The organism is Armatimonas sp. (genome assembly GCF_031410135.1).
GTDB lineage: Bacteria > Armatimonadota > Armatimonadia > Armatimonadales > Armatimonadaceae > Armatimonas.
This window is the reverse complement of record NZ_JANNYP010000221.1, coordinates 1-21,517: the sequence shown is the minus strand read 5'-3', so window position 1 is coordinate 21,517 and position 21,517 is coordinate 1. Positions and strand designations below refer to the sequence as shown.

General features: G+C 56.6%; 20 protein-coding genes and 1 riboswitch. Of the genes, 10 read left to right on the top strand and 10 right to left on the bottom strand.

Features of this window, described 5'->3' with window-relative positions; translation table 11 throughout:
* A partial coding sequence (locus RMO15_RS07890; RefSeq protein ID WP_309710204.1) for a DUF1559 domain-containing protein occupies positions 1-349 on the bottom strand: 349 nt, incomplete at its 3' end.
* 34 nt (positions 350-383) lie between these two features.
* Positions 384-506, bottom strand: a riboswitch (ZMP/ZTP riboswitch).
* A gap of 51 nt (positions 507-557) precedes the next feature.
* On the opposite strand from RMO15_RS07890, the gene RMO15_RS07885 reads away from it, so the two are divergent.
* From RMO15_RS07885 to RMO15_RS07875, 3 genes are read left to right on the top strand one after another with little or no spacing between them, the layout of a single operon-like run.
* A complete protein-coding gene (locus RMO15_RS07885) occupies positions 558-959 on the top strand; it encodes a hypothetical protein (protein ID WP_309710201.1) in 402 nt (133 codons plus the stop codon).
* Positions 960-992: 33 nt separating this feature from the next.
* A complete protein-coding gene (locus RMO15_RS07880; protein WP_309710198.1) occupies positions 993-2,330 on the top strand; it encodes a hypothetical protein in 1,338 nt (445 codons plus the stop codon).
* A gap of 9 nt (positions 2,331-2,339) precedes the next feature.
* On the top strand, positions 2,340-2,954 hold the full coding sequence (locus tag RMO15_RS07875; RefSeq protein WP_309710195.1) for a hypothetical protein: 615 nt from the start codon (positions 2,340-2,342) through the stop codon (positions 2,952-2,954).
* On the opposite strand, the gene RMO15_RS07870 is transcribed toward RMO15_RS07875, so the two are convergent.
* Both RMO15_RS07870 and RMO15_RS07865 read right to left on the bottom strand, forming a co-directional pair.
* The gene (locus RMO15_RS07870; RefSeq protein WP_309710192.1) at positions 2,951-5,395 is read right to left on the bottom strand and encodes a tetratricopeptide repeat protein; all 2,445 of its coding nucleotides are present in this window, start codon (positions 5,393-5,395) and stop codon (positions 2,951-2,953) included. The genes RMO15_RS07875 and RMO15_RS07870 overlap by 4 nt on opposite strands.
* 57 nt (positions 5,396-5,452) lie before the next feature.
* Positions 5,453-6,214 carry a tetratricopeptide repeat protein gene (locus RMO15_RS07865; protein ID WP_309710189.1) on the bottom strand — a complete coding sequence of 254 codons (762 nt, stop codon included), beginning with the start codon at positions 6,212-6,214 and terminating at the stop codon, positions 5,453-5,455.
* Between the two features lie 27 nt (positions 6,215-6,241).
* Here RMO15_RS07865 and RMO15_RS07860 point away from each other — a divergent pair, with 27 nt between their 5' ends.
* On the top strand, positions 6,242-6,448 hold the full coding sequence (locus RMO15_RS07860) for a hypothetical protein (protein ID WP_309710187.1): 207 nt from the start codon (positions 6,242-6,244) through the stop codon (positions 6,446-6,448).
* Positions 6,449-6,467: 19 nt separating this feature from the next.
* Here the strand turns inward: RMO15_RS07860 and RMO15_RS07855 are convergent, their stop codons facing one another.
* From RMO15_RS07855 to RMO15_RS07830, 6 genes are read right to left on the bottom strand one after another with little or no spacing between them, the layout of a single operon-like run.
* Positions 6,468-7,733, bottom strand: coding sequence for a hypothetical protein (locus RMO15_RS07855; protein ID WP_309710184.1), 1,266 nt, complete (start codon positions 7,731-7,733; stop codon positions 6,468-6,470).
* 17 nt (positions 7,734-7,750) lie between these two features.
* Positions 7,751-7,984, bottom strand: a complete 234-nt coding sequence (locus RMO15_RS07850) for a tetratricopeptide repeat protein (RefSeq protein ID WP_309710182.1) — start codon at positions 7,982-7,984, stop codon at positions 7,751-7,753.
* Positions 7,938-9,929 carry a tetratricopeptide repeat protein gene (locus RMO15_RS07845; protein WP_309710180.1) on the bottom strand — a complete coding sequence of 664 codons (1,992 nt, stop codon included), beginning with the start codon at positions 9,927-9,929 and terminating at the stop codon, positions 7,938-7,940. Before RMO15_RS07845 ends, RMO15_RS07850 begins: the two co-directional genes overlap by 47 nt.
* Before the next feature lie 4 nt (positions 9,930-9,933).
* Complete coding sequence (locus tag RMO15_RS07840; protein WP_309710177.1) at positions 9,934-12,066, bottom strand: tetratricopeptide repeat protein; 2,133 nt, start codon at positions 12,064-12,066, stop codon at positions 9,934-9,936.
* 5 nt (positions 12,067-12,071) lie between these two features.
* Complete coding sequence (locus RMO15_RS07835; RefSeq protein WP_309710174.1) at positions 12,072-13,607, bottom strand: hypothetical protein; 1,536 nt, start codon at positions 13,605-13,607, stop codon at positions 12,072-12,074.
* Between the two features lie 18 nt (positions 13,608-13,625).
* Positions 13,626-14,888 carry a hypothetical protein gene (locus RMO15_RS07830; RefSeq protein ID WP_309710172.1) on the bottom strand — a complete coding sequence of 421 codons (1,263 nt, stop codon included), beginning with the start codon at positions 14,886-14,888 and terminating at the stop codon, positions 13,626-13,628.
* Between the two features lie 286 nt (positions 14,889-15,174).
* Here RMO15_RS07830 and RMO15_RS07825 point away from each other — a divergent pair, with 286 nt between their 5' ends.
* The 5 genes from RMO15_RS07825 to RMO15_RS07805 are packed head-to-tail and all read left to right on the top strand — an operon-like array spanning position 15,175 to position 18,736.
* Positions 15,175-16,104, top strand: a complete 930-nt coding sequence (locus tag RMO15_RS07825) for an ABC transporter ATP-binding protein (protein ID WP_309710169.1) — start codon at positions 15,175-15,177, stop codon at positions 16,102-16,104.
* A complete protein-coding gene (locus tag RMO15_RS07820; protein ID WP_309710167.1) occupies positions 16,101-17,126 on the top strand; it encodes an ABC transporter permease subunit in 1,026 nt (341 codons plus the stop codon). Before RMO15_RS07825 ends, RMO15_RS07820 begins: the two co-directional genes overlap by 4 nt.
* Positions 17,123-17,440, top strand: coding sequence for a nucleotidyltransferase domain-containing protein (locus RMO15_RS07815; protein ID WP_309710164.1), 318 nt, complete (start codon positions 17,123-17,125; stop codon positions 17,438-17,440). The genes RMO15_RS07820 and RMO15_RS07815 overlap by 4 nt, the downstream gene beginning before the upstream one ends.
* Positions 17,424-17,804, top strand: a complete 381-nt coding sequence (locus tag RMO15_RS07810) for a HEPN domain-containing protein (RefSeq protein WP_309710161.1) — start codon at positions 17,424-17,426, stop codon at positions 17,802-17,804. The genes RMO15_RS07815 and RMO15_RS07810 overlap by 17 nt, the downstream gene beginning before the upstream one ends.
* The gene (locus RMO15_RS07805) at positions 17,801-18,736 is read left to right on the top strand and encodes an ABC transporter ATP-binding protein (protein ID WP_309710158.1); all 936 of its coding nucleotides are present in this window, start codon (positions 17,801-17,803) and stop codon (positions 18,734-18,736) included. Before RMO15_RS07810 ends, RMO15_RS07805 begins: the two co-directional genes overlap by 4 nt.
* Here the strand turns inward: RMO15_RS07805 and RMO15_RS07800 are convergent.
* Positions 18,715-19,998, bottom strand: coding sequence for a hypothetical protein (locus RMO15_RS07800; protein ID WP_309710156.1), 1,284 nt, complete (start codon positions 19,996-19,998; stop codon positions 18,715-18,717). The two genes, RMO15_RS07805 and RMO15_RS07800, sit on opposite strands and share 22 nt — an antisense overlap.
* Positions 19,999-20,229: 231 nt before the next feature.
* Here RMO15_RS07800 and RMO15_RS07795 point away from each other — a divergent pair, with 231 nt between their 5' ends.
* Positions 20,230-21,495, top strand: coding sequence for an ISL3 family transposase (locus RMO15_RS07795; protein WP_309710153.1), 1,266 nt, complete (start codon positions 20,230-20,232; stop codon positions 21,493-21,495).
* The last annotated feature ends 22 nt before the right edge of the window (positions 21,496-21,517 follow it).

Below are 21,517 nucleotides of genomic sequence, written 5' to 3'. Positions count from 1 at the left end.
CGATCCCACAGCCTGCCGTATTGGCAATTGTTCCCGCCGTAATCCCTGCGGTGCGGGGCGCACTGGGGCACTGAAACACCTGAGTGCTCTTGATATAGGGCTGGATCATCGCGGGCCAGGAGCACAAGGTGCCGCTCGCCGATGTTCCCCACATGCCCATCAGGAGCATCTCATCGTAGTCCTGCGTGTACATCAGCAGGCCCGTGGCGATCTGTTTCTGGTTCGAGAGGCATGAGGCCGCGCGAGCTTTCTCACGAGCCTGGGCAAAAACGGGAAAGAGAATGGCGGCAAGAATCGCGATAATGGCGATCACCACCAGAAGTTCAATTAAAGTAAAGGCACGACGCATAGGGTCAACCTCCAAGGGTCAAAGAGAAGTTTGTCCCGAATACCCAGGCGAACGGCAGGACAGAGGATTGCTATCGGCGCTCCCTCGGGGGCGTTCCCCGTGTAAGCTTGCTTTTTCGTGCAGACGACCTACCTTTGCGCCAGTGACGCCGACGAACGGATTATACCGCAGAACCTAAAAAAGTGGGCTTTGTGCGAAGGAGTAGGAAATGAATGTCTCAAAGCGAGTTTTGTGCGGCCTGAAGTGGCTCAACGCACTTGTCGTCTTCGTTGTGCTAGGAACGAATCCTCACAATATCTTTGATTTTTGTATGAGTCTGCGGTCTGCACCTGCCGAGAAAGGTCTTTGGATACGCTCCGCAGTGCTCTATCCGGGCCAGAGCCAAGAGCAAGTCGTTCGGAGCCTCCAGGGCTACTACATTCTGCCTGCTGGCTACATGTTCTCAACCCCGATTACCTCCCAAGTCTACTGGACACCCAAGAGTCCTTGGAAGCCTGAGACCCAGCCTCGTCTGTGTATCAAGACAGACACCCATAGCTCGAATATCACGTCGCTTTGGCTGACTTTCGAGAGTGGCGTTCTAAAAGAAAAGAGCTTCTGCTGGGACTGAATCCGTAACCAAACCGCGATAAAATCCGTTGAGATGGCGATGCTACAAACTCCTCCCGCTCAAACGGCTCCCCGAGCGATCTATATGAAAGCTCCGGCTCCCTATCTCGGACTGCTGGAGCGCTCTGATGGACAAGGCGGCTGGCTAGTGGCAAACCCTGAGCCGGTGCTGACGGGGAACCTGCGCTACCTGCTCTGCTCTCCCGATAGCCGCTTTCTGATCTGCTTGCGCGAGGTGCGCCAGGCTAGTTTCGATACTCTGCTCACCAAGCCCGAGGGCTCGTTTCAGCTTGCCCCACCCGATGCCGCGCCGGGGACTCTCGAAATTCTCTCCTACGATATTCGACGACAGCGCTTGCGAGTGCTCTGGAGCCAAGAACTTGCCGCCGGAGTTGGGGTGGATGCGCGGCTGAGTGGCTGGCTGGGAAAGACGGGCACTGCGCTCGCCACGCTCCACGATAAAACGGTGGACGCCGAGGGAAAGAAGCATTCCCGTGCGACGATTGCGCTGATTGACCCTGCTCGGGGAACCGCAAAGACCGTCCCCGGCCCACTGGAATACGGCTGGTTTGGGCTGCATGTCTCTCCTACACTGCCCTATGCCTCTTTTGGTGGTCCCGATGGCGGCGCCTCCGCCTCAGGAGTTGAGTTTCTCAGCGCCGACGGAACCCGCTTTACCGTGCCGATGAAGGGAGGCTCGGTCTGGACGACCCGCTGGTCGGACGATGGCAAAGCGCTTTTTGTGGACGACCTGAAGCAAGCCTATGCCGTTTACCCGGACACTCGTGTGTTCGAGAAAATTCCTCCTCTGGCAAAGAAAGAGGATGGCAGCATTGATTTTGGTGATGAGAATGGGCCCGAGAAGCAACTCCCGTTTGAGCTGGTGACGGTGGGCAAAGCGGTTGTGTTAAAAAGTAAGCAAGCAAAATCACAAGTCGCGCTTTGCGCGGATGGCCGGCCGATGACGCTCCTACCTGATGGCTCAGGCGCTATTTTTCAGCAGCAAGGGACGCTTTTCTTTGTCCCGCTCGTTGCCCTGTCCAAAGCTGCGTTCGAGCCGCTCAATACTAAAGCACAGAGTGATGAGGCACTCAAGATTGCCAACGAAGTGGGTGGGGCGTTGACAAGCTGGGCGTTTGATCATGACAAGACATTCCCCTCAGAGGCGGAGTGGAAAGCAATAATAGCGCCACTCGTGCGCGATGTTGCGATGCTGACCCGCTTTATTTACACACCGCCTGCTTCCCTTAAACTAGAGTTTTCTCGTGCGTCTTTGGAGCAGCCACTGGGCCATGTTCTGGCACCTGGTGGAAAGGCTGTCTTTTTGTTAGGCAGTAGTGCAAAGTGGCAGCCTGATGTGAAAGTCCGTTAAACTCTAGGCATGAGTGAGATAATTGTCCCTGGGAAAAGCATTGGGAAGCTGCGTTTGGGAATGGGCGTGCTGGAGGCGATTCGCTTGCGCGGGAGGCCGCAGAGCACCGAGTGGGTGGAGATTGCGACGGCGAAGAAACCCAAACCGGCACCCACGACAACGCTGGAGCTGCTCTGGTGGGAAGGGGGTACTGTCGACGATCCCGAGAGCTGGCTGATTGCCCATGTGAAGCGGGAGCGGGTCGTGCAGCTCTCCGCGATGGGCATCAACTACCGCATGACCAATGGCATCTCAACCACCAGCGACTTCACTCGAATCCGCAAGGCCTACCCGAAGCTAAGAGTCCGCTCAGGCTACTTCGGCTCCGAAGATGATCCGGGCTACGTGGGGTACTTTTTCGACGACATCGGGCAGGGATTGGCCTTTACCAAGGGCACCCAGGATGATACCGCTACCTACAATAGCCTACCCAAGAGCTTCCCCGAGAGCCTTGTGGTACACCCGCCCCGCCAGCGCGTGCTTCTGATGGAACATGGCCTGATCGGGCTAGAGGAGAAGCGCCTTGGAGAGACATCTAAGCGCATCGCAGGCTGGCTGGCGGGGGCAGCACTCAAGCCACTCTAGCCTTTCTTTTTCCGGGCCACCTCACGGTTGTCCGCGGCAGCTTTCATATCAGGCTTTAGCTCAAGCGCTTTCGTGTAGTCGACGATGGCATCGTCGTACTTGCTGCGCTGAAAGCTGGCATTGCCACGCTTGAAGTAGTTGGTCGCTTCTTTGGGCTCATTGGTGACGGCTTTATCGTAGTCTGTCCATGCCTCGTTGAAGCGCTTGAGTTCGTAGTGAATATCACCGCGATTGCGCAGATAGGCACTAAATGTAGGTCTAAGAGAGACGGCCTTATCGTAGTCCGCGAAGGCTTTCTCGAAATCTTTCTTCGTCTCGTAGCAGATGCCACGCCAGTTGTAGGCCTCATGATAGTCGCTCTTTAGAGCAAGCGCTTTCGTGCAGTCTGCAATCGCGGAATCTAGTTTTTCCTGCCGTGCAAATACACGTGCCCGGCTCAAGTAGTCCTCTTCATCCAGCACATTGGCCTTGGAGTCGCTCTCGAAATCGGCTAGAATCTCGGTGTCGGTGCGCTTGTCTCCCATCAGGAGCCTGCGGAGCCGCGCCTCGGCCTTGTCTTTTGCCCGCTGGGCTTTATTGAGCTCGCCGAGGGTCTCGTTCAGCTGGTTACTGGAGTTGGTGAGCTTACCCATCAGGCGCTTAAAGTCATGGCGAGCGGCATCGGCCTTGTCGGCGTCCGAGAGATTGGCGGCGACAGCGGGCAGGGTAGCATCAAGCTCGTGCGCCTTGGTGTAGTCGGCGAGTGCTCCCGACTTATCGCCCTTGAGCCGCTTTGCTCGTGCCCGTCCGACCAGCTGATCGGCGTCTTTGGGAGCCAGCGCGATAGCTCTATCAAAGTCGGTGATTGCCTCCGTGAACTGTCTGTTCTCGACATAGGCATCGCCGCGGCTGGCGTAGTTTCCGGGAGTGGGCTTCAGCGTGATCACCTGGCTCCAGTCTGTGATTGCCTTGCCCCAGTCTTTCTGCTGCTGGCGCAAGACTGCCCGTTTTCTGAGATAATCCTCGTTCTGAGGCTCCGCTTTGATCACGAGATCCATCTGCTCCCCTGCACCCGACAAATCTCGTGCTTCGCTTAGGGCATCGGCGAGCTTCAGGCGGGCTTTCGCGTCGTTCTTGCCCTTCGTCACCGCCAGCTTAAGCTCCTTAAGCGCCTGCGCCCGGTCCGAGTCGCTGACACTAAAGCCGCTATTTAGCGCCACCGCATGCTCGTAGAGGGCATCGGCATTGTTTGGGTCGGCGGCGAGGGCACGGTCAAAGAACTCGCGTGCTTCTTTCACCACCCCAATCATTCCGAGATTCGCCAGCTTTCCCCGGAGCACCAGCGCCGCCGCGTTCTTGGGCTCCGCAGCGATCAGCTCATCCAGGATTTTGCGGGCGGCGTTTCGCGGTGTGGCCGCCTCAAAAAGCCCGGCTTTCTCCGCCTGCAGGAAGTACTTCTGCGCCCGCTCCAGTGGCGGGAGTGCTTCCGAGGGCGCTGCGGCGAGCGTCTCTCGAGCCGTCTTAAGCAGATCAACCGCCCGCGTGTAGTTGGGCTTTACTTTTACGGCAAGCTCTAGGTCATTCACTGTCTCCGCAAGCCGCCCCAGCCGTGAGTAAACGAGCGAGCGGTTGGTGAGATCCAGTGCCATGCTATCCAGCTGCTTGCCGACAGAGGAAACGGTAATCGCCGTGGAGTAGTCCGCGATGGCGGCCTCTAAGCGATTGGCCTTAAAATGGAGTCCCCCTCGGTTTCCCCAAGCCCCTGATGCCAGAGGACGAATCTCAATGACCTCGGTATAGCCTGCTATTGCTTTCTCCATGTCCCCCGATTTTTCGGCGGTGAGCGCCGCCTGAAAAATGGGTTCGATATCCACCTTCTCGTCAATCACGCGACGACCCAGCGCGTTTTTTCGTGCGCCCTCCTCGGTGTAGGTGCGTGTCCGGCTCTTATCCAGCGCCTGGGCCTTTCCGATGCAGATTTTTGCCTGCTCCAAGTTCCCCAGGAGATACTGCGCATCCGCCCGAACCGTCCAAGCCGCCGCGAAGCCTTCCTCGGACACACAGGCGGCGAGGGAGTCTATGAGCGCACGGAGCGGCTCGTTCTTAGCACGCCACGCATCGCCCCGGTTGGTGTAGGCTATCGCTCGCAGGTGCGCCGTGCCATCGGCGAGCGCCAGTGTGGTAAGCCCGCTGGTGTTGTCGGAGATCGCGCCGTCTTGATTGCCACTCTGCGAGCGCACGAAGCCACGCGCCAGCCAGCCCATCGCGTCTTTGGTATCGAGCGCAATGGCCTGCGTGTAGAGCTTCTCCGAGGCGGCCCAGTCCTTCGCCTCCGAGAGCGCTGCTGCGCGCTTCATCAGCTCCGGGCGGCTCTCTTGAGCGCGGGCAAGAGTCAGGGTGGGGGCGCTAACGGTGCCGATCAGAGCGGCGGTAAGAGGCAGAGCAAACAAAAATCGGTTCATGGTTTTCTTCCTGCCCCTTAGCCTACGCGCTTTGCGTTACGGCACCGTTACAATGCGCTAACCGCCTGCTTTTCTCTTTTTTGTCAGCTCACGGTTTTTCTCCGCCGCCGTGAGTTTCGGATCGAGCTCCAGCGCTTTATCGTAGTCCGCAATTGCGGCATCGTAGTTTTTCTGCTGGACATAGACATTGCCGCGCTGCAAGTAGCTGGGAGCCGATTTAGGATCGTTGAGAATCGCCTGATTGAGATCGCTCAGAGCACGCCCGAAGTTTTTCTGGCTGGTAAAGAGCGTCCCCCGGTTTCGGAGATACACCGCCGAGCGCGGCTCCAGCTCGATGGCTTTGTTGAAGTCCAGAAGCGCCTTGTCATCGTCTTTTTTCTGGCGGTAGACCAGCCCACGCAGGTTGTAGGCAGGCGCGTAGCCGCTCTTAAGCGCGATAGCTTTCTCGCAGTCGGCGAGGGCTTCGTCAAATTTCTGTTGTTTGGCAAAGATAGCCACCCACTCGGCATAGTTCACTTCGTCGAGCGTTTTCTCTTTCGCACTCTTGTCAAATTCTTCTAGGATCTGGGCATCGGTGCGATTGTCGCCGGCTTTGGCTCGCTGGAGTCGGGCTTGTAGCTTGGGTAAGCGCCCGGCGGCCTCGACCGCTCCCGAGAGATCTACAGGACGTGTTGCCTTGTCCCTGAGCCGCTTTAGGTCGTGTGCCGCACTCTCCGCTTTCTCCGCATCGGAAAGATTGGGGCTGACGGCGGGAATCGTGCTATCCAGTGCGCGTGCCTTGGCGTAGTCCGCGAGCGCACCGGCTTTATCTCCCGACAACCGCTTTGCACGCCCTCGGTCAACAAAGTGAACCTCGTTTCGTGGCGAAAGCGCAAGGGCGCGGTCAAAATCGGCGATAGCCTCGCCGAAGCCTGCGAGACGCTCAACTGGGACGATGTGGACCGCGCCGATGCCGAGACCGTCGCACGGGCAATCTGGAGTGCGCAGAAGTCCGGTGTTCGGTTCCCGAGTGCGCTGTACCAAGCACCCACAGGTGGCGACAGGGACGACTAGGCCCATAAGGGGGAATACTTTAGGAGGCCATTTCTTTCGCGAGGGCAAGTAACGCGGGGACACGATAGCGTGGCTCCGTCACTTTTGCAAGATATTTCAGGGCGAGAGGGGGCTCTAAAACGGCGAGCATCTGCGTAATCTCTGACCAGTGTGCCTCGTTTATACTGGCTTCTGTACTCCCCTTCGTATCAGGGTGTTCTTTTTGATAGGCTTCAACGATCATATTGTCTTTTTTAATCGCTCTTAGTGCTCGTGCATAGAGATCTTTTTGATCCTTCTTCTCTTCTTTTTGCACGAGCAACTTCCCCACTCTTACCCACTCTGTCCAACTAACACTCCCCGGATCTATTGACTCGGCAGCAAGCAAGAGTCGCTCTTGTTCTACGGGGAAAACAGCTCTGCGATAACGCGCCTCTCGCACCAATATCTCACCACTCTGCTGGGCTTTAGCAATGCGGATTAAGTCTTCCGCGTCTATAAATTCCAACAACCCACTGGGTAGTTCGTTGGGCATTTTGACTTTGAGAAGCACGGCTTTTCCCTCGTCTCGCTTGCCTAAAAATACCAAGCCTTGCCCTAGCATATTTGGTAATTCTTTGGCAGTCGAGCGCAAAAGCGACTCCGCTTTGCTTTTATCCCCGACGCCGTAGTATGTCCCCAAACACAGAACTAAGGCAACTCCCGCCAAGTCTTTATTGTCCCTATCTTTCGGCTCTATTGCTCCTGAAATTTTCTCCAGAATCGGCCCAAGAACGGCCTTAACCTTAGGTACCGTCACTTCGGTCTCGGTGCGTCCTCGCGCCGTCTTGATGAGATTAAGAAGCGTTCCTATCTGATCAAAGGCATCCGGCTCTTTCACACTTCGTGCTAAACTTAACAAAAGAGTATTATTGGCGGCATTACCTAGCTGCTGATTCGCAACGCGCCACATAGAGTAACCCATCTTGTCGTAATTCACACAAAGAGATGCGGCGTCAGGAATAAAATCATGGCTAGGATCGTCAATATAACTAAATAAGAGCGACTCAAATCCCTGACTATCTACTCCTGTCTTGCTAGACAAAAGCGATTCAGCCTTTTTATAGGCGGCCTTCGCCCCGGCTACATTCTTAAACGTCTTCTGCACTTCTGCCAGATGTACATAAAGTTCAATGAGCTGGTGACGCAGGAGTGTTCCACGCTTCGCCCCCCCATCTTGATCCGATGGGGGACGCGTATCTACGGTAATCTTAGGCAGTAGTGCCTGTGCCTCTATGAGATATTTCTTTGCTAATGGATTTGTCATTTTTTTCCTCTTTTAACCTATCCCCCCGCCGCCTTTCGTCGTTTGGCAACCTCGCGGTTGTCGGCGACGGCTCGCATATCGGGCTTGAGCTCTAGTGCTTTCGTGTAGTCGTTAATCGCATCGTCAAACTTGCCGCACTGGAAGCTAGCGTTGCCACGCTTGAAGTAGTTCAGCGCCTCCTTGGGATCGTCGGCAATGGCTTTATCATAGTCCGCCCATGCCTCGTTGAAGCGCTTGAGCTCGTAGTGCATGTCCCCCCAGTTGCGCAGATACGTCCCGCTCGAAGAAGACCATCGCCCTGGCATCATCGAACGTGATCACCTCCTGTATCTGCTCCATTCGCCCCCGCATCACCAAGAGCTGGGCATTAAGCGGCTCGCGCTCCAGCAGCGTGTCGAGCTGCTTTTTCAGAGGAACGGCGGCGTTTTCATCGAAGTTCTTCTCGTAGGCAAGCGCCGCCTTGTCCACAGCCCCCTCCAACACGATAAGAACGGCCTCACCGACAGGTTCTGCGGGTTTCTGGAGCGTTTCAAGGAGCGTTTTCGCAGGCGCGTAATTTGGATCAATCTTCAGCGCCATCTTACAATCGTCGATAGCCGCAGGAATATCGCCCATATCACGATTTGTCTTCGCTCGAAGCCAGTAAAGACCTTTTAGGTTTGCCGTTACCGAAGAATCGACGTGGATACTGGAGATAGCCGTCGAGTAATCTCGCACTGCCAGCTCTGATTTCTTCAAATAAGAAAGCGCGGCTCCACGAAAGCTCCAGAACTGCCCTACGAGCGGTGAGAGTTCGATGAGTTTGGTGGATATTTTTTCAACGTCCGCATAGCGTTTCTCGTCTAACATCTTCTTCGCTTCGTTGAAGTCCTGCACGATTTTCTCGGAGCTTACGCTGTCTTTCGGCGGCTTGCCGACGGCGTTACGGGCGGCTTCCTCCTGCGTGTAGTTTCGGATAGCATCGGAACCGAGCTCCTTCGCTTTTTTAAGATTCCCCGTCGCAAGCGAAAAATCTCCCAGCGCGTAGTACGCATCGGCGCGGGCGAGCCAACTGGGAGCGAACGTCGGGTCGGTGTCCGTCGCGGCGAACGCCTCGGTGAGCGCGCGGTACGGCTCGCCAAGCTGGAGGGAAGCGGCGACGCGATTCGATAACGCCCAGGCAATCTGATGCGGTTGGCCACCCTGGAGCCGAAAGAGCGTCTCGGCACGAACCAGGTCGGAGTACGCTTCGCTAAATTTTTTCAGCTCTCTGCGTGCGATTCCCCGGTTGGCGAAGAACAACGGCTTGTCCGGAACCTGCACGATCAGCCTCGCGTAGAGCGTCTCAGCCTCTCCGTAGTTCTTGTCTTCGAAGGACTGTCGCGCCAGATTCTCCAGCGATTCCGCATCCTGCGCGATAAGGACTCTCGAAAGCGGTGCGGTCGGCAGCGGCGTGTTTGCAAGACCCAGCTCGGTGATGGCCCAGTGCTCTTTCAGTCCCAGCCGCCGCGCCTCTTGAACGAACGGAAGCGCATCGGCTTTCTTTCCTTGCTTGAGCAGCGCTGCCCCGACATTCAGCGCATAGCTATTCACTGTGCCATCCAGAGCGAGCGCCTTGCGAAACTCCGGCTCCGCCGCGCTCCACTTCTCTTGGCGGAAGAAGCTCATTCCCAAAAAATTATGGTAGTACACGTCGCGGGGTTGGAGCTTGACGGCCTCTGCGAAAGCGACTTGTGCTTCCGCCCATTTTTTCATCTCCATGTACGTCCGCCCGATATTGGCATGGAGGCTTGCGTTCGTCGGCTGAAGCGAACTCGCCGCGCGAAACTCTTTTTCGGCCTCGGCGAACTTGCCCTGCTCGAAGAGGCACGTGCCCAGAAGATTGAGAACGGCGATTTGACCGGCCTTGAGCGCCAGCGAGCTTCGAGCGGCATCGACGGCGCGGTCGAGGTGGATCTCATTGAGCGAGCTTCCCTTATCCTCGGTTCGGGCCAGATAGTAAAAATTGAATCCCAGAAGATTCTGGTACTCGACGTTTTTCTCAAACGGGTCGTAGATCGAGATGAGCAAGTTCATTGCTTCGACGTATTTTTCGTCTAGGTGTAGCTTGCGGGCTTGCTCCAGCGTCGTTTTTTGCTCCGCTGTCTGGGAATAAGCAGGCGCGGCAGCAGAGAGCGCAGCCAGAGAGACGAGAGCAAGGGGAAGTCGGTTTTTCATCGGCTTAGCTGCCTTTCTTCTGCTTCGCAATCTCGCGGTTGGTCTGGGCCTCCGTCAGCTTCGGGTCGAGCGCGAGCGCTCGGTCGTAGTCTTTAATCGCGTCGTCGTAGCGCCGAACCATAGCCAGAGCATTGCCACGGTTCAGCGACGCTTGCGCAGACTTCGGATCGAGCAAGACCTGCTTGTTGAAGTCGAGGATCGCCATATCGGGCCGACGGAGGGCCATGAGAATCTGCCCACGAAGTGCGTACGCGGGCGCATAGCCGCTATCCTGTGCGATCGCCTTCGTGCAGTTCATTAGCGCCGCCGCTCCCTGTTTGTTCTTCACCAAGCCTTCTGCCTTTTTGACGTAATCCTCCGTCAGCGTAACGCGAGAATTACTGATCTCTTCGAAACGCCGATCCGAAAGGCGCGACTCATCCGTTCGCATTTTATCGGCGGCGTCGGCATCGGAGAGGTCAGCTTTCACGGCGGGAATGGTTTTATCTTGCTGGCGGCAGTCGTCGTAGTCTTTCTTTGCGCCCGCGACATCGCCTTTTTTCCGCTTGACGCTCGCGCGCGCCAGCCGGTAATCAACCTGCGAAAAATTCAAGATAATCGCCTGTTCGAAGTCGGAGAGGGCTTCGTCGAGCTTGCCTTGCGCCAGGTAGTAGTCGCCGCGACGGGCGTAGTTCTCCGGCTCCGGCGAGACAACTAGTATTGCCATGAGATCGGCGAGGGCACGGGGATTTTTCGCATCGGTCAGCCTCTCTGCACGGGCCTTGAGGAACTCCAGGTTCCCCGGCTCGCGCAGAAGCAAGTCATTTAACGCAACAAGTGCCTCGGCGGAGTTTTTCGGTAAGCTCTCCATCAGCGCCACCGACTGCTTCGTGCGGTAGCCCGCGAGAAGCATCCTTACGCTACTGTTGCCGGGAACCGCTTTCAGCGCCAGCTCGCAGCTCGCAATGGCCCCAGACCAAGCGCCGATGGCCTCGTATTCCTTGGCCTGATCTTGAAGCGCCTCGGAGAGCGCCTCTCCTGATTTCGAAGCATTGTAGAGAAGCAGCACCCGGGTGGAGTGGTCGGCCAAGACAGGGAAGAGCGCAGCCATTGTGGGATCGTCTCCCGCCTCTGTCTCTTTTTCCACGAGCTGACGACGTGCCCGTGCCCGGTTTGCCCAGAAGGCATACTCCTTCATCGGGTCTTTCTCTAGCAGACTAGTGAAACGCTTGACCGCATCGGCAAAATTGCGGACATCGTATGCACTTACAGCCGCGTCAAAGTCCGCTTTCGTACCGGAGTTTTCTTCTAACTTGGTTTTTCCTTGTGCGTTCTTTGCGGCTCCTTCTTCAGTGAAGACTCGGCTTATTTTCGGGTCGAGCTGTTTTGCTTGCCGGAGATTGTACACGGCTCTGGAAAACTCGCCGAGCGCGTACCAGGCATCGGCGACGGCAAGAAGCGCAGCGGGATTTTTATCGTCGAGCTTCATGGCGCAGATCGCTTCCGCCAGCGCACGCTGCGTCTCGCTCGGCGGCGCGTTCGGCTCCCGCGAGAGTCCCAGCGAGGCGGCAGAGCGCTTTGCCAGAACGTCGGCGAGGGCACGGGGGGCGGCGTTCTCCTGTCGCAACAGGGACTCGGCAATCGAAAAAGTGGACTGCGCGAGCGCCCACTTACCCAGCTTGAGCTGCTCCTCAGCCAGGTTGCTCTGGTAGCGCCCGTTCCTCGGCTCAGCGCTTGCCGCCGCCTGAAAATCAGTCACTGCTTCGGCGGTGCGTCCCAGCCGGGAGCGGCATAGCCCACGGACATTGAGCGCGAAACCGTTGCGCGGACTCAGTGTGAGAGCCTTTCCCATCGCACTCTCCGCAAGCTTCAGGTGCTGCAACTGTAGTGTGCTGCCCGCTGCCTGCGTCCCTGCGAGGTTGTAAAAATTAGCCCCGTACACCAGCTGGAAGTTCAGGTCTTTCTCCGCTGCTCCCGCAAGAGGCGTGAGAAGACTTGCTGCCTCCAGATACTTTCCTTCCCCGCTGAGCTTCTGGGCTTTCTCCAATGTTGCTTTAAGCTCTGCGGTCTGAGTGCGAGCGAGAACCGGCGCGATAGCAAGTGTGCTAGAGAGCACGGCTAGAGAGACGAGAGCGAGCGTAATCTTTGCATTCATCATTTTTTTCATTTTGCCACACGGCCCTTCCCCTGGCACGTCGGACAGGCGTAGCGGATCTCTTTTTCCTCCGTGATGACGCGCTGTGTAAAAGGCGTTCCGTACACGAGAAAGAACCCCTTTACTTCATAGGTCGTCATCGGAATGTACTTTACTTTCTGCTCTAGCACAGCGTAATAGCCCTTCTTTTTACAGGCAGTGCAGGGCACGGATCGGGCGATAAACGCCTTTTTCTCTGCCTCAGCACGCTCTCGCTCCGCAGCGCTCGCGGCGCGGGCTTGGTCATCGGTGCGGCGGCGTGCGGCCTCGGCGGCGGCACGGATCGCTTGACTGCGCTCGTAAAGCTCCCGCTCGCTCTGCCCCTGTGCGAGGCTCTGCGCGGAGTCGTCGAGAGAGCGAAGATGTTTACCCGTCGTCGCGTCGTAGAGTCCAATGGAAGTTGCCCCACGGCTTCCTTCAACGATGCGAACCAGGGCGACGGTCTTTCGATCCGGCGAGAAATTCACCACCCGATAGTCAATCGGCTTGCTCTCGGATACGGCTAGCTGATCTTTCCGTTTGCCGGTCGTTCCATCGAGCAGGAGCGTCGTGATAGAGCCATTCAGCTGAGTGGAGAAATCGATATCGCCGATCTGCGTGAACCCAATCCAGTTCACTTGATAGCCGTCTTGTTTCGAAGGAATATCGGGAAGCGGGATCGGCTTGCTCTTACTCCCCAAGGTCACCAACCGGACGTTTTTCGGAAGGGACGGCCCCGCCGCGTTGTAGGTAAGCGCCTTCGTTCCGTCCGGCGACAGCTTGATGACAGGATACAGCCTGTTTTTGTAACCGCCGTACCCTTTCTCGATGGCCATCGGTACCCGAAGCTCCTCCCGATAGTCTTCTCCCGCGAAGTTCAGCGACGCGACGATCCTGTCCTCCCGGCTGCCGTTCTCGTACCAGACGAAGAAAATTCGTCCACGCTCCCGGTCGATTTTAAGGGGGCTGGTTTCAAGATGGTAGTAGACCGATTGCCCCTTCTTGAAGCGCGTCAGGTCGCGCAGCCAGGCGCTCCACAACGTCACCTTCTCCGTTCGATTTCGCAACTCGATGGTGTGGAGCTTCGAGTCGAGGACGAAGCCGTGGTCGGCATCGAGCGGATAGAACTTCGAGTCCTCTCCGTAGAGATCGCGCACCGGCTCGCCTATGTTGTTTTCCAGATCAACGAGAAGCTGCTTAGAATCCACGATGGTCGTCTCGTTGACGAACTCCACTGAGATTCCGCCACTTCCCTTCCACTTCAGCTGGGAATCATAGCGGCTGGCAGTGGAGCGGTACACCAGCTTTCCGGTCGCGCACTCCCATACTTTTGCCTCGATATCGGTGTAGGTAGCCACATAGCGCCCGCCGGGAGAGAACACGACGGATGTCCCCCCTGGCGCAAGGGTCAGCGGCGGGTTGGGATCGGTCTCGAACCTCACGCTACGGCCCTGGAGATCGTCGGACACAGCAAGGGCGAGTGCAGGGAGAAAGAGCGTGGCGGCGAGAAATGTTTTTCGGTACATGAGTTGGCTTTCCTGGCGTTACTTTTTCTTCGCGTAGTATGCCACAAGCTCGGTCAGCACAACAAGACGATAGCGCGGCTCGGCGATTTTAGCAAGCTGCGCCGCCGCGAATGCTACATCAAGCGGGATAAGCGCCGTGAGCATCTCGGCATACTGGCTCTGCGACGCCGAGTACTGGTAGGAGCCTTTCGTGTATGCACGCTTCTGGTTGTCTTTGTAGATCTCCAGAAACTCTTTTCGCGCCTCGGCTGTCCGCTGCGCCGCCGAGAGCGACGGGTTCTCCAAAAGTCGTTTTTGCAGGACAAGCACGGTCTCGGGCGTCTCGCGACCCTCTTGTCTTAGGTAGTCCAGCGTTGTTCGCGTCATTCCCGCGGAGGCAAGCGTGGCGAACTCGGCGGGCTTGAGGAAGAAGAGGAGCGTGGGCACCATCTGGTCGCCGTTCTTGTTCTTTCCCAGCGTACTCAGCGCCGCACGTGCCTTGGTCTCTTTCTTTAGATAGAAAAACCCCAGCGCTTGTAGGCCCCAGTGCCCGTTATTGTCGGGTTCGGCTAGCAGCTTCGCCTCGGCATCGGCCGGGGAAATTTCGGGGACGCCCAGAAATACCGCCTGGCACAGCTCGATCCCGGTCAGGTCTTTGACGTAGGGAATGAGTGCAGTGCGAGCCGAAGAGGACGCCTCGGGCAAGCTATGGCGCACGGCACAGTCTAAGATTTTGAAAAGCGTGGTGAGACGTGTCCAGCGGTCGTCGCTGCCTTTTTCCAGTGCCTTGCCTTTTGTTTCTAGCGACTTGCCGCGCTCGATCCCCGCAAGTAGGGCCGCTGTGGCGGCTTTTGCATCTTTGCGGACGGTTATTTCGTACTCGGCCCGAAGCGGGGCGCGGAAGCCGTCAATATCGTGCTTTTTGTGAAACGCGACGCTCTCGTTGTAGAAACCCGCCTGTAGGCCCTCGTTGACCAGCAGTGTCACTAGCCCCTGGTAGGTGCCTTTCTTATCGGTGCAGAGCGCTTGTGCCCGTGCCAGTGTCGCCTGCGCCCCGGCGGCATCACCCGTTTGTTTCTGCGCCAGTGCCAGCTTCACGTAGAGTGGGAGGAGGTTTTCGTAGAGAAGCTTGCCCGCGCTCGCGACCTCGCCACCATCGCCCGGATCAAGCTCAATCCCGACGGTTGGCAGGAGCTTTTTCGCTTGCACAAGATACGGTATAGACAAAGATTTCTGGGCCTTTACAGGCGTGACCGTTTCTATCACGAGTGTGATCGCGGTCAGTAGATAAAGAGTTCTCATTACATTCATCGTGTTTTATTTTTAAGTAAGCCTTTTCACGAATCGCTCCACCGCCGGTTGAAAACTGGCATCTGCAATGGCGGGCGCGAAGTCCCATTCAAATGCCCCTGCAGGGCTGCCACAAAGCCCGTTCCGGGGTCTTGTGCTTCATCTGTTGGATAACGTTCATAGGCTGCTTCTCTAGGAAGTTGGGATGCCGACACAGTATCCCGCTTACGTTACAACAGCGTTACAAGCTTTTTGGGGTATGGCATTGGGATAGACTCGGGTACAATGATCGGACACCATGCAAGACTCGCCTTTCATCGCCGCCGTTTCCGATCTTACCGTGCGCTACGGCTCAAAAACGGTGCTGGAGCAGTTCTCTCTGGAGATTCCCGAGGGCTGTGTGGGGCTTCTAGGGCCAAACGGCGCGGGGAAGACGACTCTGATCAAGACCCTCTTGGGGTTTGTGACGCCCACCACAGGGCGAGCACAGGTCATGGGGCTCGATGTTGCGACCCAGGGCAAGAGCATTCGCCAGAAGATCGGGCTGATGCCGGAGCAAGACTGCCATATTCCCGGAATGAACGCCGTGACTTTCGTGGCCTACGCCGGGGAGCTGGCGGGAATGCCCCCTGAGCAGGCGATCCGGCGTGCCCACGAGGTGTTAGAGTGGTGTAGCCTCGGGGAGGCGCGCTACCGCAATGTCGAGACCTACTCCACCGGAATGCGGCAGCGCGTGAAGCTGGCCCAGGCGCTGGTACATGGCCCGAAGCTGTTATTTTTGGATGAGCCAACCAACGGCCTCGATCCGGCAGGCCGGGATGAGATGCTGGAGCTGGTGCGCGACGTGAGCCATGGTAAGGGCCTCTCTGTTGTGGTTTGTTCACACTTACTGCCCGATATTGAGAAAACGTGTGACACTGTAGTGGTGATGCGGCGTGGCGAAGTGGTGCGGCAGGGGCCAATTGCCGAGCTGAAGCAGACCCGTGGTGTCCAGTTTGATGTGGAGCTGCGCCTCTTCTCCGATGGGTTTGTGGGCGCAATGGGGCAGCGAGGAGCGAGCCTAATCTCACAGCTGGGCAGCTCGTGCCGGTTTGCCCTCCCCGAGACCGAGGCGAACCCCCACCGGCTGATCTTTGATGCGGCGATTGTCTCGGGCGCGCAGGTTCGTGGCTTTCGCCCTGCCGAAAGAAGCCTAGAGGATGTGTTTATGGAGGCAGTAAGCGGATGAGTACCGAGAGCGCAACAAGCTCCCCAAGCCTGATCGCCGATTGCACGTACCGGAACTATGATGGCCCCATGCGAGCTGTCCGAGCCGGGTGGTGGGTGATCGCGCAGTCCGTGATCCGAACCAATATCAAGAAGGCTGGCTTCTGGATGCCGATCTTGATGATCGTGCTGATCCACTTATTTTTTGGACTTTTCTTCTTTCTGAACCACAATGTCACGCGGGCCTTGGGCGATATGGGCGGTGGCGGTGGGGGAGGACGGGGGCCATTTGGTCGCCAGGGCACCTTTACCTACGCCGCCTGCACCTACTTATGCGTCACCGAGAGCTGGCTGATGGTCTTTATCGAGGCGCTGATTATCGGGGCAGGCTGCATTGCGGCAGACAACCAGTCAAACGCGCTACTGGTCTACCTTGCACGACCTCTGACCAAACTCGATTATCTGGTAGGGAAGTGGTTTGGCGTCTTCTCTCTTCTCTGGTGTGCATCTGGAATCCCGACGCTCCTGATCTACGTTTTTCTCCTGACGAGCTACTACGACGAGGGGTTCTGGGCGCAGAATCCGTACTTACTGCCCCGGTTGTTCATGGCGACTTTGATTGCGCCCGTACTCAATGCCAGCCTGATCGTGGGAATCTCGGCCTGGTCTAAAGGAGGGCGGCTGGCGGGGGCGACCTACGCGGGCTTCTACTTCGTGATTGGGACGCTCACCTATGTCGCGGGGATCATCATGGCAGACAATGCTTTTGTCGCCTTAGACAACGAGAAGGCAGGAGCCAAAGTGGCGATTGTGCGTGCGATGACAGTTCGTAATGCAAGCGTGGGCGGAGTCACCGATGGGCTGGCGATGAATCTCTTGCATGTCAAGCCGCAAGACCACCCTTTTCCTATCGCAGGAGGCCGTAAGGGCCGCCAGCAGGCACCACTGACCTGGCCACTTGCCGCACTGGGAACCGCCTTCGTGCTACTGCCCCTCGCCGCTGCCCACCGAAAGGTTCGCGCCGTGGAGATCATCAGCGGATGATTTCAATGGAGGCGATCGCAGACGTTCGGGATCAGATCGTGGCAAAGTTTCATCCTGAACAAATTATTTTGTTTGGTTCCTATGCTTATGGAACTCCTCATGAGGACTCGGATGTGGACTTGTTGGTCGTCTTACCCTTTGAAGGCTTGTCTATCAAAGAACAAACGGCGATACGCTTGGCGGTTCATGGTGGGTTTCCGATGGATGTTATCGTCTATACTCCACAGCGGCTTAAGGAACGTCTACAGCTAGGCGACTCATTCTTACGCGAGATCACGGAGAAAGGTAAGGTTCTCTATGTCACCGCTCACTAAAGAATGGGTAGATAAAGCGGAAGGGGATCTTGCGACTGCTCTTCGTGAGCGCCGAGCACGTAAATCGCCAAACTATGACTCGGCATGTTTTCATGCACAACAATGCGCGGAGAAATACTTGAAAGCTGTCTTGCAAGAAAATGGCATTTCGATTCCTAAAACGCATGATCTTCAGCTTTTACTGAATCTCATCAGCCCACTGAATCCTTTTTGGGTGACGCTGATGCCGGAGTGTGCCTTGCTGACGAACTATGCCGTTAATTTTCGTTATCCAGGATCTTCTGCGACACTCCTGGATGCAAAGCAGGGGCTTGTTGCCTTGGATCCCATTCGGAGTTTTGTGCGCCAGGAGCTTGGGATATGAGCCAACCGATGATCTCTCTGGAGCGGGTTTCCCGCTGGCATGGCCAGGTGATTGGCCTCAACGATGTCTCTTTTCAGCTCCCTGCCGGGCTGACGGCGCTGCTCGGCCCTAATGGTGCGGGCAAGTCCACGCTCCTGAAGCTTGTCACCGGGCAGCTTCGTCCGCACACGGGCCGCGTGCTCTCGCTGAACCAGGAGCCTTTTGCCAACCCTGTGGTAGCGGGACGGATGGGTTACTGCCCCGAGATTGATAACTTCTACGAGGAGCTGACCGGGCGCGAGTTTGTGACCCTGTTGGCAGCGATGAACGGAATTCGGGGCGAGGGTGCGAAGAAGCGGGTTCAGGAAGTCATGGAGCAGGTCGGGATGGCAGATCGGTGCGACCGGCGCATCGGGGGCTACTCCAAGGGCATGCGTCAGCGAATCAAAGTGGCACAGGCCATTATCCATGATCCGGATATTCTCATCATGGATGAGCCCCTCAACGGTCTAGATCCCGTGGGGCGGCGCGAGATGGTGGAGCTGATGCAGAGCTTTGCCGCGAGGGGCAAGTGCGTTTTAGTGTCCAGCCATATTCTGTATGAAGTCGAGCAGATCACGGATCGGATTCTGGTGATCTTCAAAGGCCGCGTGCTTGCGCAAGGCAATATCCACGATATCCGCGACCAGATTGATAAGCACCCGCATCATATTCGACTTACCACGGATCGGCCCCGCGAGCTTGCTGCCCTGCTCATTGGCCAGCCTTTTGTGCTCTCGGCACGGGTTGATCCTAAGAGTGAGAAGCTCATCGAGATCGAGACCCACCAGCCCGATGTTTTCTACGGAGCACTGCCACAGCTCGTGATCTCCGGCGGCTTTCTGATTGAGCGCTTCCACTCGCCGGACAACAACCTGGAATCCGTGTTTCGTTATCTCGTCGGTGATGCGTAGGCTGGTTTACTGGCTCCCATCAAGTACGCTGTCTCCGCTATGCCACCCAGCGTGAAGGAGAGCGCCGCGAGGGGCAGGGCGGGGAGCTTGGCGACAACGCCTGCGATAAGCACGAGCACTTGAACACTCAGCCCTAGCGCCATGCCTCTATAAATAGGCTTAGTATTCTGTCGCGCCACCAAAACGCCTCGCACAAACGAGCTGGTTGCGGCAATCAGCGGCAAGAGCGCTCCCCAGAGAATCCCCTCGCGCACTAGGCTGTGGAGGTCATGAGGCACCCCGAGAGCGGTGGCGTAGAGGTTGCACAGCGGTGTGAGGGCCAGAAGCAGGGTTAGCCCGGTCGTCACCACACCAACAATGCTGGCAAAGCGCGAGAGTGTCGCCTCGGGCACCGTCTCTCTTTTTAGCTGCGCCACCGTGATCTCCTGCACCGCAAAGCCCCAGCCGCGTAGCAAGAGGAGCGCCGAGAACACGACGGGGAAAGCGGCTAGGGTCTGGGTGGCAAGCGGCAGGCGTGCGACAGCGGCGCTGGTGAGTGGCCCGGCAGCCAGGGTGAGCAGCGTGGTCATGGCCAGTGGGGTATGGAACTTGGCAATGGCCTGCTGCGTGAGTGGCTCTTCGTCACCATCGCGAGTCGTCGGCAGTGTGCGAATTACTGGGCGGGCGAAGCTACTCGCAGAGAGTGCTTCGACCAGCACGCCCAGCATGATCGCCACGGCTGCCGTCGCTGCGCCCGAGAGGATTTTCAGTGACGAGAGAGCCAAGGCACAGAGGAACACCGCCACCAAGCGAAGGGCCGTGCCGTAGGTAACAAGCTGGGTCTGGCCCTGGCGCACTAATACCCCTTGGTGAAAGCGACGCCAGGCAATGGCGGCGCTCCAGAGGAGCATGAGCTGCATTGGCAGGCGTGTGGCTTCCACAATAGGGGTGGGCTGGCCGAGAAGTTCCAGACAGACGAAGTCGAGGAGCGGCGTAAAAGCGAGGGCCGCTGTGACAACTGTGCACCAGAGCGCGATTCGCAGCATAAACGAGCGCAGAGCCAGAAAAGTGTCGGTGTTCTTTACCAGTGCGGTCGCCGTCGCTAATAGCATGATCACCGGACTCTCAATCAGGAGCGAGAGCTGCATGGTCAGCCCCCACGCCGCCAAGTTGATCTTGGTCTCCACCAGTCGCCCAATGGCCCACTGCACCGAGGGGCCTTCGAGCATCATGAGCTGGAAGCTCAGCGCGAGGGGAAGATAGAGACGAAGCAGACGAGACACCACGCTCATTGTACCGCTTACAAAAGTAGCCGGAACCACGAGGGTTCCGGCTTAAGAGGGCGACGCTCGCCTTCGCGAGCAATCAGCTCGGTTTGGCTACGAAGGTAGCCGTTGCCCTCTTAAGCCCAGAGACTTGTGGCTCTTTGACAAATAGTGGGGTTGGTTTCTGAAGCATCAAGGCCGTCGGGTAAGATCAAGTTCTCACGCTAAATCTTTCCCAAGGCGGCCCTGATGCTAGAAAGTATATCCCAAGAACTTGAAGAACAAGAGATCTGGCACATTCGTGCAGATGATCCTTTTGCCCTAACACGGGTGCTAAATCTGCCCGACATGATCGTGACAGGCATTGAAATAGAGCAAACGCACCAACGAGTTATTGTTTTTTGCTCCCATGACTTTGGGGTTGCATTATGTTCCCAGTGCAATACTATCAGCACCAAAATTCATGATTACTCACGAAGATGCGTCAGAGATATGCCTTGGGCAGCAAGAAGTTGTTATATCGAATTCAACGCGCGACGCTTTTACTGTGAAAAATGCAAGATCCCTTTTCGTGAAGAACTGCAATGGCTTGAGCGTTGCAGCCGCTTGACAAAGCGCTATCAACAATCTTTGTTTTTGCAGTGTCACAGAACGACCCTTCAAGCCGTTCACAAGAAAGAGAAATTGGGCTATAAAACGCTGGAGCGCCTCTACTATGCTCAGGCTCAATATCAGCTCCGAGAGAATCCACCCACCGCAATACGCAAACTTGGTATAGATGAATTCGCCCTTAAAAAAGGGCATAATAGCTTTGCTTTAGCCCTCTCTGATCTGGAAGCAGGACGAATTATCTGCGTCTTGCCTGATCGTAAAAAAGAGACACTCGAAGCCTATTTTCGCACTTGGAGCGACCTTCAGCGTGCCCATGTTACTGAGGCGGCTATGGATTTATGGGAGCCTTATGCGCAGGCAGTTTGTGCTTATTTGCCTAATGCTAAGATCGTGGCAGATCGCTTTCATGTGATGAAAAATCTCAATGATGCTGTCACCAGTGCGCGCCGTGAGATTCAGCGTCATTTACCCGAAGAGACCAAGCAAACCCTGAAAGGATGCCGTTGGCTTCTCGTAAGGAATCATGTAGATCTTTCTCATGCAGACAAAGAGAAGCTTGAAGCGATGTTCCGTCGCTCGTGCTCACTCCAACAATTACATGGTTTCAAAGAAGATTTCCGTGCTCTTTTCGAAGCGGATCTAACCCCTCAGGAAGCAAAGCCAAAGCTCGAGGCGTGGATGAGTCGTGTCGAAGCAAGTGGGTTGAAAGCACTTTTCAAATTTGTGGTTACGCTCAAGAATCGTTTAGAGCATATTCTCAACTACTTCCATGACCGCCTAACGAGTGGTATGGTTGAGGGTTTGAACAACAAAGTCAAGGTCATAAAACGTTGTGCCTATGGGTTCGGCAACTTTGAACATTTTATGCTGCGCATCTTGATGGAATGTGATGGTTCTACCTGACCCCACTATTTGTCAAAGAGCC

Coding starts and splice junctions, on each gene's coding strand:
- RMO15_RS07885 (WP_309710201.1), top strand. CDS start 558: ATGAATGTCTCAAAGCGAGTTTTGTGCGGCCTGAAGTGGCTCAACGCA.
- RMO15_RS07880 (WP_309710198.1), top strand. CDS start 993: ATGGCGATGCTACAAACTCCTCCCGCTCAAACGGCTCCCCGAGCGATC.
- RMO15_RS07875 (WP_309710195.1), top strand. CDS start 2,340: ATGAGTGAGATAATTGTCCCTGGGAAAAGCATTGGGAAGCTGCGTTTG.
- RMO15_RS07870 (WP_309710192.1), bottom strand. CDS start 5,395: ATGAACCGATTTTTGTTTGCTCTGCCTCTTACCGCCGCTCTGATCGGC.
- RMO15_RS07855 (WP_309710184.1), bottom strand. CDS start 7,733: ATGACAAATCCATTAGCAAAGAAATATCTCATAGAGGCACAGGCACTA.
- RMO15_RS07850 (WP_309710182.1), bottom strand. CDS start 7,984: ATGCACTACGAGCTCAAGCGCTTCAACGAGGCATGGGCGGACTATGAT.
- RMO15_RS07845 (WP_309710180.1), bottom strand. CDS start 9,929: ATGAAAAACCGACTTCCCCTTGCTCTCGTCTCTCTGGCTGCGCTCTCT.
- RMO15_RS07840 (WP_309710177.1), bottom strand. CDS start 12,066: ATGATGAATGCAAAGATTACGCTCGCTCTCGTCTCTCTAGCCGTGCTC.
- RMO15_RS07835 (WP_309710174.1), bottom strand. CDS start 13,607: ATGTACCGAAAAACATTTCTCGCCGCCACGCTCTTTCTCCCTGCACTC.
- RMO15_RS07830 (WP_309710172.1), bottom strand. CDS start 14,888: ATGAGAACTCTTTATCTACTGACCGCGATCACACTCGTGATAGAAACG.
- RMO15_RS07825 (WP_309710169.1), top strand. CDS start 15,175: ATGCAAGACTCGCCTTTCATCGCCGCCGTTTCCGATCTTACCGTGCGC.
- RMO15_RS07820 (WP_309710167.1), top strand. CDS start 16,101: ATGAGTACCGAGAGCGCAACAAGCTCCCCAAGCCTGATCGCCGATTGC.
- RMO15_RS07815 (WP_309710164.1), top strand. CDS start 17,123: ATGATTTCAATGGAGGCGATCGCAGACGTTCGGGATCAGATCGTGGCA.
- RMO15_RS07810 (WP_309710161.1), top strand. CDS start 17,424: ATGTCACCGCTCACTAAAGAATGGGTAGATAAAGCGGAAGGGGATCTT.
- RMO15_RS07805 (WP_309710158.1), top strand. CDS start 17,801: ATGAGCCAACCGATGATCTCTCTGGAGCGGGTTTCCCGCTGGCATGGC.
- RMO15_RS07795 (WP_309710153.1), top strand. CDS start 20,230: ATGCTAGAAAGTATATCCCAAGAACTTGAAGAACAAGAGATCTGGCAC.